This is a genomic window from Mycobacterium sp. NGS40 (genome assembly GCF_059812735.1).
Genome location: NZ_JCALDG010000003.1, coordinates 155,413 through 167,710 on the forward strand (window position 1 = coordinate 155,413; position 12,298 = coordinate 167,710).

A 12,298-nucleotide genomic window follows, 5' to 3' on the forward strand; every position below is an offset into this window, starting at 1 on the left:
TCAACCGGCCTGACCAGCGACGCGACGCATGGTCATCGCGTACCGAAACCTCGACGACAGGTGAGTGTTGATCGTCACCTGAGCCACCTCGCCGTCTGAGGTCGTGTAGGTGCGGCGCATCTGTAGTGCAGCCGTCCCCGCTTCGACGCCCAGGCCGTCGGCCAGTTCCGGCGATAGCAAGACGGCGGCGATCTCCTGATGCAACGCGGCGACACTGACGCCGAACAGATCCTCGATCAGCGGGAAAATAGGGCCGGCATGGCGCTGCAGCAGCCTGCCGACCGCGGCGAAACCGCGGTTGATGTAGTACTCGGTTCGGCACATCGGCACCGGTGCGCCGTCGGCTTGCCGATAGCCGCGTACCGATAGCCACTGGGTGCCGGTCTCGAGTCCGGTCGCAGCGGCCAGCTCCTCGTCGATCGTCACCATCGCGTTGGATTCGATGGTCAGTTGCGCGCCGGCCGCGAACGCGAGGAGATCGTCGATCGACATCGCGTCCTGGGCATAGGAACTCGATGCCGGCCGGGGCACTACCCGAGTGCCGGCCCGCGGCCGGGATGCGACCAGATTGTCCTCGCGCAGTCGGCGCAGTGCTTCGCGGACGGTGTAGCGGCTGACCGCGAAGCGCTCGCACAGTTGGTGTTCGGTCGGCAGCTGCGAGCCCACCGGGTAGACGCCGTCGACGATCTCCTTGCGCAGCGTGCGTGCAATCTGTAAGTAGCGGTGGTCACCCGCGATGATCTGGGGCATCAGCCGCCGTCCTTGCGCAGTGCCAGCACGCTGCCGTCGCCGTCGGCCGAGAGGTAGATCGTCCCGTCGGCCGCGGCGGTGATCCCGGCGAACGGGCCCTGCGGTCCGGAAAACGGCGGCATGCCTAGCAACGGCTTGGGCGTGACGCCGGGCGGCGGACCGACCGGCAGCCCGGATGCGATCGTGCGCCGTGCGCTACTGGTCAGATCGAACGCGATCAACTCCTTAGCGCCGGCATCGACGACGTAGAGAACTCCGCCATGTATCAGAATGCCTTGCGGGCGTTGTAGATCCGTGACAACGGTATCGATTTTCGACCCGCTCACCCTGACCACTCGGCCCGCACCTGCCTCGGCGACCAGACAAGTCCCGTCGGCATCGATCGTGACGCCGACCGGCTCACGCAGGTCGGTGGCCAGCGCCTCGATACCGCCGGACCGCAGCGACAGCAACCGGCCGGTACCGAGCTCCGCAAACACCACACCGTCGGGGCTCATCGCGACACCGTAGAGCTGATCGAAACCGTCTGCCAGCAACTCGGATTCGTTCGTCTCGGGCCGGTAGACGCTGACCTGACCGCCGGAGGTCGTGACGACGAACTCGCCGGGCCCGCTGGCGACAACGCCGCGCAGGAATCCGGGATAGCCGGGGCTGAACAGCATGCCCGCGGTCTGCAATGACCCGTCGGGCAGCGCGACGTAAAAGTATGTGCCGTCGGCGATGTAGAGCTGTCCGTCGTATCCGACCGCGAGGTCCAGCGGCCAGTTGAGTCCGCCGGCCAACACGGATCTCGTGGTGCCATGCGGCGATATCTCGGTGATCTCGCCGGTGAAGTTGGAGACGAACAGCTGCTCGCCGACGAAGGTGCAGTTGTCCAGGCCGGGATTCAACTGGGCGAGCAGTTGCCGTTCCCCGTTGCGGGGATCGATGCGCAGCACCTGACCGCTGGCGACCTGGGTGGAAACGATATGGCCCTGCGCGTCGAATTTGACCGAATCGGGCACGCCGAGATCGCTCGCGACACATTGTGGTTCGCCGCCGTCGGGGTCGATGCGCCAGATTTCATTGGCGCCCATCACCGGGAAATACAGCAGGCCGTCCGGGCCGACCTCCATCGCGTTGGGGGAGGGCACGTTCTCCAACAGCACCCGGGGCGGTCCGCCCGCCAGGTCGAACTCCAGCAGCCGTCCGCCCGCACGGCATTCACCGATGAACAACCGGCCCCGGTGAAAGGTGATGCCATTGGCCGACGGCACGTCGTCACGCAGCACCCGCGTGCGGCCACTGGTGTCGCGCACGCTGACCCGGCCGTCCATCACCTCGGTCGCATACAGGTTGCCGTTGGCGTCGAATGCGACGTCGTCGGGCGCCACGATGTCGCCGCCCTTGGGGCTGGCGGTCACAAGCTCCCCGGTGCGGTGATCCAGCGCGCTGATCTGACTGCCGGTGACTTGGGCGATGTAGATGCGACCGTCCGGGCCGGTCCGCAACCCGTTGGCGCCGAACAACCGACTGGGCGCGGTGACTCGTTCGAGCTCCCAACCTTCGGCGACGTCCACCGGGTGCGTCGCCGGGTACCGCGAGGTGCGCGTTGAGATCGCCATTGACTCGCCGAGATCCTTCCGTCAGCCGTTGGGGCTGGACGTTATCAACTCGTCTTAGTCCAGACAATAGCCGCGTAAGCGTCCCGGCTCGACCTTGACAGCCAAGTCTGCCGATCGGAATAGTGTTCTCCAACGGGCAGAATCCGATGTTTTGTCCGGACAAATCGAGTGTGAGATCCGGCTGCGGACGATGACGACAGGACACGTCCAAGGCGGGCGAAAGCAGGTCATGGACGATCTTCTGGGGCGCCTCTTGGGATTGGAAGGCCGCGTCGTGGTGGTTTCCGGTGCCGGCGGCGGCGGCATCGGCACGACCGTCACGACCATGGCCGCCCGGGCCGGCGCCACCGTGATCGCGGTCAGCCGGTCGAAGGAAAACCTTGACGAGCACGTCTCGCCGCTGGCGGCCCAGGGGCTGCCCGTGGTGCCCGTCGCGGCCGACGCGGCCAGCGACGAGGGCATCGCCACGGTGATCGATCACGCGCGCCGCGCCGAGGGCAGCCTGTATGGGCTGGTCAACGTCGCCGGCGGCGCGCAGCCGTCGACGTGGATGCCGTCGACGCGGGTGACGCGCAGCGATTGGCGCAAGATCTTCGCCGACAATCTCGAAACGGCGTTCTTCATGAGCCAGGCCGTGGCGCGCGAACTAGTCGCGCAGCGACGGCCGGGGTCGATCGTGTCGATCTCCTCGATCAGCGGCATGAACACCGCTCCGTTTCACATCGCCTACGGGACGGCCAAGGCCGCGATCGTCGCGATGACCCGGACCATGGCCGTCGAGTTGGCGGACTCGGGAATCCGGGTGAACGCGGTGGCACCCGGCGTCACCGAGACCGCCGCGTCGCGCACTTATGTCGATGAGGACCCCGAGCGGGACCGGCAGGCAATCGCGATGGGCCGGCGTGGCCGGCCCGAAGAGCAGGCCGCCGCCGTCCTGTTCCTGCTGTCCGAGATGTCGAGCTATATCACCGGTCAGACGCTGCTGGTCGACGGCGGCCTGGACCTCAAGTGGACCCATCTCGGCGCCGACAACACGTCGCTGTTCCTCAAGGACGAATCCTTCCGCGCCGAGATTAGGAGGATGTGATGACCGACCTGGCCAAAGACACTGTGGCCGAAGAACTTTCGACACCGATGACCATCGGCGTCGAGGCATACATCTCCGAGGACTATGCCCGCGCCGAGCGTGATAAGTTGTGGCGCCGGGTCTGGCAGCAGGCCGGCCGCGTCGAAGAGTTGCCCGAGGTGGGCAGTTACCTCACCTACGACATCCTTGACGACTCGATCATCGTGGTGCGCACCGGGAGCGACGAGTTCCACGCCCACCATAACGTCTGCATGCACCGTGGCCGCCGGCTGATCGACACCCCAGAGGGCGCCAAGAACGCCTGCGCTCGCACCCGAAAGTCGTTCGTCTGCGGCTTCCACGGCTGGACCTATGGCCTCGACGGCGCGTGCACGCATATCCGCGAACAGCAGGACTGGCAGGAAGCGCTCACGCCCGACAACACCCACCTGCGGCCGGTCCGGGTCGACACCTGGGGCGGCTGGTTGTGGATCAACATGGATCCCGACTGCGAGCCGCTGGCTGACTACCTGTTTCCGGCCGCGAAGATCCTCGACCCGTTCGGCCTGGAAAACATGCGCTACAAATGGCGCAAGTGGGTGGAATTCGACTGCAACTGGAAGGTCGCGCTGGAGGCGTTCAACGAGACCTACCACGTCTACACCACGCATCCCGAGTTCAACCAGTTCGGCGAGTTCAAGGGCTGGGCGAAAGCACAAGGCAAGCACAGCAACATCGGCTATGACGCCCCGGACGACCTCGCGGCGACCAAGTCCAAAATCCGCCTCGGCACCGGCGCCGATCCCCGGGTGTCAACGGCGCAGATGCAGATCTACACGATGGAGGAAACCAACACCTCCACCACCGAGACGCTGGTGAACGCCGCCAAACGGCTGGTCGACGAACTGCCCGAGGGCACCCCGGCCGACAAGGTCCTCGAACATTGGCTGGCTTCGGCGCGCCGCGACGACGAGGCCCGAGGCGTGATCTGGCCGACGATTCCGTCCGACATCCTCGGACAGGCCGGCACCGCGTGGCAGATCTTCCCGAACTTCCAGATCGGGCAGGGCCTGACGGTCGCGCTGTGCTACGGCGCACGGCCGCACCCCAGCTACCACCCGGACAAGTGCATCTTTGAGGTGTCGGTCTTCGAGCTCTACCCGAAAGGTCAAGAGCCGCAGACGCAGTGGGAGTACACACCGGTCGGCGACCCGAGATGGCGGTCGGTGCTTCCGCAGGACTTCGCCAATATGGCCGCCGTCCAGCAGGGCATGAAATCGCTGGGCTTCCCGGGCACCAAGCCCAACCCATACCGGGAACGCAGCACGGTCAATCTGCACTATCAATTGTCGAGGTACATGGGTGCCGGTGAGCCCCAGGAGCTTTCAGGTAAGGAGCGCCCACGGGCATGACCCCCGGCACGGAAGAGCACCAAGACGGTTGCGGGCCCACCGAGGTGCCGCAGGACGTCGACATCGACGCGACGCGGGCCAAGTACGCCCAGGAGCGCGAGAAGCGCCTGCGCACCGACGGCGGCGCGCAGTATCTCGAACTCGACGACGACCTGGCGGACCTCTACGAGGTAGACCCGTACACCCCGGTGGCCGACCGCCCCCCGATCGATGCGGACATCGAGGTCGTGGTGCTCGGCGGCGGCTTTGCCGGGTTATTATCCGGCGCTTACCTGAAAAAGGCAGGCGTGCAAGATGTTCGGGTCATCGATATGGCCGGGGACTTCGGCGGTGTGTGGTACTGGAACCGCTTCCCCGGCATTCAGTGCGACAATGACGCCTACTGCTACGTCCCGATGCTTGAGGAACTCGACTTCCTGCCGAGCAAGAAGTTCGCCGACGGCGCCGAGATCTTTGGGCATTGCCAGGCCATGGGCAAACACTTCGACCTCTACGACGGCGCGATCTTCTCCACCCAGGTCGAGACCATGCGCTGGAACGAGGAGACCAAGCGCTGGCGGCTGACCACCAACCGCGGTGACGACATCCGCGCGCGGTTCGTGGTGATGGCGCAGGGCTCGTACAACAAGCCGAAGTTGCCCGGCATCCCCGGCATCAAGGAGTACCTGGCCGCAGGCGGCCACGCATTCCATTCGGCACGCTGGGACTACGACTACACCGGGGGCGATGCCAACGGTGGTCTGCACAAGCTCGCCGACAAGCGTGTGGCACTCATCGGCACCGGTGCCACCGGCGTTCAGCTGGTGCCGCATCTCGGCCGGGATGCCAAGCAACTGTTCGTGTTCCAGCGCACCCCGTCGTCGGTGGACATGCGCGCCAACACGCCCACCGATCCGGCCTGGGCGGCGACCCTGCAGCCCGGTTGGCAGGAGGAGCGTAAGCGCAATTTCCACAACTGGTCACCGTTTGTCGGGGTGGTCTTCGGCGAACCGGATTTAGTGTGTGACTTCTGGACCGAATTGGGCCGCAACATGACCGCGCGGATTGCCGCCAGCCCGGATCCCGCCTCGCTCGGGATCGAGGAGATCATGCGCATCCGGGAGGAAGAGGACTACAAGATCATGGAGCGGCTGCGGAACCGCGTGGCCGCGCTGGTTGACGATCCCGACACCGCCGAGGCGCTCAAGCCGTACTACCGCTTCATGTGCAAGCGGCCGTGTTCGAGCGAGACGTACCTGCCGGCGTTCAACCTGCCCAATGTCACGTTGGTGGACGTGTCGGAATCCAAGGGCGTGGAGCGTCTGACGGAGAAGGGCATTGTCGCGAACGGTGTTGAGTACGAGGTCGATTGCGTCGTGTTCGCCAGTGGGTTCGAGATCTCCACGGAGATTAGTCGCCGCTTCGCGGTCGACATCATCGAGGGCCGCGACGGGCTGTCGCTGTTCGATTACTGGCGCGACAGGTACCAGACGCTGCACGGCATGACCACTCGCGGATTCCCCAACCAGTTCTTCACCGGTTTCATCCAGGGCGGCGTTTCGGCCAACACCACCGCGATGTTCGAGCAACAGGCCGAGCACATTGCTTACATCATCGCCGAGGCGCAGAAACGCGGCGCTACCACCGTCGAACCTAGTCAAGAGGGCCAAGACGGTTGGGTCAATACGGTCGGTGAACTCGCGATCGACAACTCCGCTTTCGAGATGGCCTGCACGCCTGGTTATTACAACAACGAGGGTCAGGGTGGCGCCAAGGACAATGGTGCGTTCCTCGGTGATTTCTACTCGCCGGGTTTCTATGCCTTCGGCGAGCTGATCGCCGAGTGGCGCAACGAGGGTGATCTAGCAGGTCTCGAGCTTTCATGAGCGAGTTGCGATTCGACGACCGCGTGGCCGTGGTGACCGGAGCAGGCCGCGGGTTGGGCCGCGCCTACGCGCAACTGCTGGCCGCGCGCGGAGCGAAGGTGGTGGTCAACGACGCCGGTGGCAGCCTCGACGGCGCGGGGGTCGATGCCGGTCCGGCCGAACGGGTGGTAGAAGAGATCACCGCGGTCGGGGGAACGGCAGTCGCGTGCAGCGCGTCGGTTGCGACCCGAGAAGGCGGCGAGGTGATCATCGCGACCGCGCTCGAAAACTATGGCCGCATCGATGTTTTGGTGCACAACGCCGGCAACGTCCGGCGCGATTCGCTGAAGGAGATGAGCTACGAGGACTTCGACGCCGTCCTCGACGTGCATCTGCGCGGCGCGTTCCACGTGGTGCGGCCGGCGTTTCCGCTCATGTGCGCGGCGGGCTACGGCCGCATCGTGCTGACGTCGTCGATCGGGGGCCTGTACGGAAACCACAAGGTGGCCAACTATGCCGCCGCCAAGGCTGGGGTCATCGGATTGTCCAACGTCGCCGCGCTGGAGGGCGCCGCCGAGGGCGTGCGGTGCAACGTGATCGTGCCGGCCGCGGTGACACGCATGGCCGAGGGTATCGACACCTCGGCCTATCCACCGATGGGTGCGGAACTTGTTGCACCCGTGGTGGGTTGGCTTGCGCACGAGTCGTGCTCGGTGACCGGTGAACTGTTCATCGCGCTGGCGGGGCGGGTGGCCCGCGCGGTCATCGCGGAAAGCCCGGGCGTATGCCGGCCAGCATGGACGATCGAGGACGTCGGGAGCCATCTGGACGCGATCCGTTACGTCGAAGCGCCGCTGATCTTTCCGGTCGCTCCGGACGGCCACAACGAGCACATTCGCTACAGCTTCGACCTGGCTCAGAGGTCAAACGACCAAGGAGCGCTCCATGGCTAACCCGACGGGCCCACCGCCGCGTCGAGCGTGTGGCTTAGGTACACAATGCGGCTGGTTTTCGGGCATACGGCCCACACTCGGCGAGATAAGACACCAGGGAGCGCTTCGTGGCTAGCCCGACGGGCCCGATGACCGGGGTGCGCGTGGTCGATCTCACCGCAATGGTGATGGGACCCTACTGCACGCAGATATTGGCGGACATGGGTGCCGATGTCATCAAAGTCGAACCACCCCAAGGGGATAACACCCGCTACATCTCGGTGGGGCCGGCGCCCGGCATGAGCGGGGTATTCGTCAATGTCAACCGCGGCAAGCGCAGCGTCGTGCTGGACCTGCAGACCGAGGCGGGAGCTGATGCGCTGCGCACTCTCGTCGAGACCGCTGACGTATTCATCCACTCGATGCGCGCCAAGGCAATCGCGAAGCTCGGCTTCGGCTACGACGATGTCGCGGCGATCAATCCCGCGATTATCTACACCAATTGCTATGGGTATGGGCGACGCGGACCCGATCGCGACCGTCCCGCCTACGACGACACGATTCAGGCCGAATGCGGTCTGCCCGCGGTGCAGGAGCAATTGACCGGTGAGGCCGATTACGTCGGCACCATCATGGCCGACAAGATCGCCGGGCTGACGGCGCTGTACGCGACGACGATGGCGTTGTTCCACCGCGAGCGCACCGGACAGGGCCAAGAGGTCGAGGTCGCCATGTTCGAAACCATGGCCGCTTTCATGCTCGTCGAACACGCCAACGGTGCCATGTTCGACCCACCGCTGGGGCCGGCGGTGTATCCGCGCACCGTGGCGCCCAACCGCCGCCCGTATCGCACCAGCGATGGCTATATCGCCGCATTGATCTACAACGACAAACACTGGAACGCGTTCATGCAGGCCGTGCAGCCGCCGTGGGCCAGCGAGCTGTATTCGACGCTGGAACAACGTGCTCGCGAGATCGACACCATCTACGGGCTGGTCGCCGAGACGATGAAAGAGCGTTCCACCGCGGAGTGGCTGACGTTGTTGCGCCGACTCGAGATACCGGCCGCGCCACTGAACACCCCGGGCGCGCTCTTCGACGATCCGCATCTGGCCGCCGTCGGCATGTTCGAGACGGTGGACACCCCGCATGGGCCGGTGCGTTTCCCGGGCGTGCCCACCTGGTTCTCCCAGACGCCGGGTCGCGTCGCGGGGCCCGCGCCGGAGCTCGGCGCCCACACCGAAGAAGTGCTCGCCGAAATCGGCCTGGCCGTCGACGCGAACCAGGGATAGTGCTTAGTCAACGAAATGTGTTGCCAACAGAGGAGTTTCCAACGATGACCGTCCCCGTTTACCAGCGGATCCTCGACCTGTTCGAGGTCGAGGGCGTCAACACCCTGTTCGGCATCCCGGACCCGAACTTCGTCCACATGTTCGCCGAGGCGGACGCGCGCGGGTGGTCGGTGGTAGCCCCGCATCACGAACTGAGCGCGGGATTCATGGCCGAGGCGGCGTCGCGGATGACGGGTAACCCCGGACTGTGCATCGGCACCCTCGGCCCGGGCATGGCCAACATCGCCGGAGCGATCCAGTGTGCGCTCGTGGAGAATTCGCCGGTGATCTTCCTCGGCGGCCAGCGGGCCCGCGTCACCGAGCGCCGGGTGCGCCGCGGCCGCATCCAATTCGTGCAACAGGAGCCGCTTTTCGCCGCCTCCGTGAAGTACAGCAGCGCGATCGAATACGCCGACCAGACCGACGAGATCATTCACGAGGCCATCCGCAAGGCGATGTCCGGCACCCCGGGTCCGACCTACGTCGAGTTCCCCTCGCACGTCATCCTCGAGGAGCTCGACGTCGCCGAAGCGCCACCGCCCAGTACCTACCGGCTGGTCAACCAGGGCGCCGGCACCCGCGAGGTTATCGAGGCCGTCAAGCTGATCCGCGAGGCCAGGAGCCCGGTCCTGTTGGTCGGCCACGCCGTGCACACCACCCGTACTCAACAACAGGTCAGGGAGCTGGCCGAGCTGATGGCCTGCCCGGTGATCCAGACCTCCGGGGGCACCTCGTTCATTCCGGGACTGCAGGAGCGGACGTTCCCCTACTTGTTCTCCCCCGCGGCCAACGACGCCGTCGAGGAATCCGACCTGTGCGTCGCGCTGGGTACCGAACTCGGTGAGCCGATGCACTACGGCCGCACCCAGCACTGGGCGGGCAACGATGCGAGCCGCAAATGGGTTCTGGTCGAGCAGGATCCGACCGCCATCGGCGTCAACCGCCCGGTCGACGTGGCGCTGGTCGGCGATCTGCGCGGTGTCGTGCCGCAACTGGTCTCCGCACTCAAGGACGCTGCGCGCAAACCCGCACCCACGCTGGCGGCCCTGATCGAAAAAGATGCGAAAGAGCTTGCGGACGTGGCGGAATCGGCACCGTCTGGACGTTCGCCGATCCACCCGGCGCGCTACGTCGTCGAGGCCACCAAGGCGTTCAACGAACTCGAGGATGGCATCATGGTGCGCGACGGCGGCGCGACCGTGATCTTTCAGTGGACCTACTCGCAGTCCAAGCCGCGCGACGTCATCTGGAACCAGAACTTCGGCCACCTCGGCACCGGATTGCCCTACGCGATCGGAGCGTCCGTCGCCGAGGGCGGTAAGCGACCGGTGATGCTGCTGACCAGCGACTCCGCGTTCCTCTTCCATATAGCCGAGTTGGAAACCGCTGCGCGGCAGAACCTTCCACTGGTATGCGTGGTGGGCGTAGACCACCAGTGGGGCTTGGAAGTGGGCGTGTACAAGCGCACCTTCGCCCAGCCGTCGCCGCAGCCCGGCGTGCACTGGAGCAAGGATGTCCGGATGGACAAGGTCGCCGAGGGCTTCGGCTGCCACGGTGAGTACGTGGAGAAGGAATCCGAGATCGGCCCTGCGATCGCTCGCGCCTACGCCAGTGGCAAAGTCGGTGTTGTGCACGTGTGCATCGACCCCAAGGCCAACTCCGAGGAGATGCCCAAGTACGACCGATTCCGGACCTGGTATGCCGAAGGCACTCAGTAAGCGCACTTCGCCGAGAAAGGGATGATGTCATGCGCGAATACCTGAACTTCTACATCGACGGCAAGTGGGTTGAGCCGTTGGCGCCCAATCCGTTTGACGTGGAAAACCCGGCAACCGAGCAGGTGTCCGGCCAGATCTCGCTGGGTACGGCGGCCGACGTCGACGTGGCGGTCCTGGCCGCGCGGCACGCCTTCGCGAGCTGGTCGCAAAGCAGCCGCGAACAGCGGCTGGACCTGTTGCGGGCCATCCTCGCCGAATACCAGAAGCGCTCGAGCGACCTCGCCGAGGCGGTCACCGAGGAAATCGGCGCGCCGGCGACGCTGGCCGCGGGGCCACAGGTCTTCCTCGGGATCGGACACCTGAACACGGCCATCGAGGCGTTAAAGCACTTCGCGTTCGAGGAACAAAAAGGGGCCAGCCTGATCACCAAGGAGCCGATCGGCGTCTGCGGACTGATCACGCCCTGGAACTGGCCGATAAACCAGGTCGCCGTCAAGGTGTACCCGGCGCTGGCGACCGGCTGCACCGTCGTCTTGAAACCGTCTGAGGTAGCACCGTATTCGCCGTACATCTTCGCCGAGATCCTTGATGCCGCGGGCGTGCCGCCCGGGGTGTTCAACCTGATCAACGGCGACGGTGCGGGCGTGGGCGTCGCCCTGGCCAGCCATCCCGACATCGACATGGTGTCGTTCACCGGATCCACCCGCGCCGGTATCGAGGTGGCCAAGCTCGCCGCCCCGACCGTCAAACGAGTGACCCAGGAGCTGGGTGGCAAGAGCCCCAACATCGTGCTCGACGACAGCGGCTTCGCCGACGGTGTCCGCGCCGGTGTGGCCAACATGATGCCGAACTCCGGGCAGAGCTGTAACGCACCGACGCGCATGCTGGTGCCCAACTCGCGTATGGCCGAAGCGATCTCCATCGCGCGGGAGGCCGCTGAGCAGGTCACGGTGGGCCATCCAGATGCAGGGACGACGATCGGGCCGGTGGCGTCGAAGACTCAGTTCGACAAGGTACAACGGCTGATCCAGCGGGGCGTCGACGAGGGCGCGACCGTGGTGGTGGGAGGCCCGGGCCGGCCGGACGGGCTGGACCAGGGTTACTACGTCAAGCCGACGGTTTTCGCGCACGTCACCAACGACATGACGATCGCACGCGAAGAGATCTTCGGGCCGGTGCTGTGCATTCTCGGTTACGACGACCTGGACCAGGCCGTCGAGATCGCCAACGACACCGAATACGGGCTGGCGGGATTCGTCTCAGGAGCCGACCTCGACAAGGCACGTGACGTCGCCCGCAAGATTCGCGCCGGTTGGGTGACAATCAACCACGCCTTCGACATGAACGCGCCCTTCGGCGGCTACAAGCGCAGCGGCAACGGCCGTGAGTGGAGCGAGTTCGGCTTCCACGAGTACCTGGAAGTCAAGAGCACCCTGGGCTATTCCCCCTAGAAGGCCCCTGACAAGGCCTAACACTCTAGGCCGAAAACCGCGCACACCACCGCCGAAATCCGGCGCGTGTCTGCGCCGTATCCGACGCGGTCGCCCCTAAGCTTGCTGAAATCAAGAGGAGGGGCACGACGTATCGGCAGCAACTACCGCGCCGGGCACCGCAGTGGTCAGGGCGCGTTAAAAGCGGGCA

General features: G+C 65.4%; 9 protein-coding genes. 7 read left to right on the forward strand and 2 right to left on the reverse strand.

The genetic code is table 11. From position 1 onward, the window contains the following. A complete protein-coding gene (locus AC5Y5O_RS06455) occupies positions 1 to 750 on the reverse strand; it encodes a GntR family transcriptional regulator (protein ID WP_096283628.1) in 750 nt (249 codons plus the stop codon). Next, entirely contained in the window at positions 750 to 2,354 is a 1,605-nt protein-coding gene (locus tag AC5Y5O_RS06460) for a Vgb family protein (RefSeq protein WP_096283630.1), read from the reverse strand. Before AC5Y5O_RS06460 ends, AC5Y5O_RS06455 begins: the two co-directional genes overlap by 1 nt. Before the next feature lie 229 nt (positions 2,355 to 2,583). Here AC5Y5O_RS06460 and AC5Y5O_RS06465 point away from each other — a divergent pair, with 229 nt between their 5' ends. The 7 genes from AC5Y5O_RS06465 (at position 2,584) to AC5Y5O_RS06495 (ending at position 12,108) form a co-directional block, all read left to right on the forward strand. Next, entirely contained in the window at positions 2,584 to 3,441 is an 858-nt protein-coding gene (locus AC5Y5O_RS06465) for an SDR family NAD(P)-dependent oxidoreductase (protein ID WP_096283632.1), read from the forward strand. After that, a complete protein-coding gene (locus AC5Y5O_RS06470; RefSeq protein ID WP_500024290.1) occupies positions 3,441 to 4,832 on the forward strand; it encodes an aromatic ring-hydroxylating oxygenase subunit alpha in 1,392 nt (463 codons plus the stop codon). Before AC5Y5O_RS06465 ends, AC5Y5O_RS06470 begins: the two co-directional genes overlap by 1 nt. Further along, positions 4,829 to 6,697, forward strand: a complete 1,869-nt coding sequence (locus AC5Y5O_RS06475; RefSeq protein WP_096283636.1) for a flavin-containing monooxygenase — start codon at positions 4,829 to 4,831, stop codon at positions 6,695 to 6,697. Before AC5Y5O_RS06470 ends, AC5Y5O_RS06475 begins: the two co-directional genes overlap by 4 nt. Next, complete coding sequence (locus tag AC5Y5O_RS06480) at positions 6,694 to 7,629, forward strand: SDR family NAD(P)-dependent oxidoreductase (protein ID WP_096283638.1); 936 nt, start codon at positions 6,694 to 6,696, stop codon at positions 7,627 to 7,629. The genes AC5Y5O_RS06475 and AC5Y5O_RS06480 overlap by 4 nt, the downstream gene beginning before the upstream one ends. A gap of 128 nt (positions 7,630 to 7,757) precedes the next feature. Further along, positions 7,758 to 8,900 carry a CaiB/BaiF CoA transferase family protein gene (locus tag AC5Y5O_RS06485; RefSeq protein WP_500024444.1) on the forward strand — a complete coding sequence of 381 codons (1,143 nt, stop codon included), beginning with the start codon at positions 7,758 to 7,760 and terminating at the stop codon, positions 8,898 to 8,900. 44 nt (positions 8,901 to 8,944) lie between these two features. Next, a complete protein-coding gene (locus AC5Y5O_RS06490) occupies positions 8,945 to 10,657 on the forward strand; it encodes a thiamine pyrophosphate-binding protein (RefSeq protein ID WP_500024292.1) in 1,713 nt (570 codons plus the stop codon). A 29-nt stretch (positions 10,658 to 10,686) separates the two neighbouring features. Then, a complete protein-coding gene (locus AC5Y5O_RS06495; RefSeq protein WP_500024294.1) occupies positions 10,687 to 12,108 on the forward strand; it encodes an aldehyde dehydrogenase family protein in 1,422 nt (473 codons plus the stop codon). Positions 12,109 to 12,298 lie beyond the last annotated feature (190 nt).

Coding starts and splice junctions, on each gene's coding strand:
- AC5Y5O_RS06470 (WP_500024290.1), top strand. CDS start 3,441: ATGACCGACCTGGCCAAAGACACTGTGGCCGAAGAACTTTCGACACCG.
- AC5Y5O_RS06475 (WP_096283636.1), top strand. CDS start 4,829: ATGACCCCCGGCACGGAAGAGCACCAAGACGGTTGCGGGCCCACCGAG.
- AC5Y5O_RS06465 (WP_096283632.1), top strand. CDS start 2,584: ATGGACGATCTTCTGGGGCGCCTCTTGGGATTGGAAGGCCGCGTCGTG.
- AC5Y5O_RS06460 (WP_096283630.1), bottom strand. CDS start 2,354: ATGGCGATCTCAACGCGCACCTCGCGGTACCCGGCGACGCACCCGGTG.
- AC5Y5O_RS06490 (WP_500024292.1), top strand. CDS start 8,945: ATGACCGTCCCCGTTTACCAGCGGATCCTCGACCTGTTCGAGGTCGAG.
- AC5Y5O_RS06480 (WP_096283638.1), top strand. CDS start 6,694: ATGAGCGAGTTGCGATTCGACGACCGCGTGGCCGTGGTGACCGGAGCA.
- AC5Y5O_RS06485 (WP_500024444.1), top strand. CDS start 7,758: ATGACCGGGGTGCGCGTGGTCGATCTCACCGCAATGGTGATGGGACCC.
- AC5Y5O_RS06495 (WP_500024294.1), top strand. CDS start 10,687: ATGCGCGAATACCTGAACTTCTACATCGACGGCAAGTGGGTTGAGCCG.
- AC5Y5O_RS06455 (WP_096283628.1), bottom strand. CDS start 750: ATGCCCCAGATCATCGCGGGTGACCACCGCTACTTACAGATTGCACGC.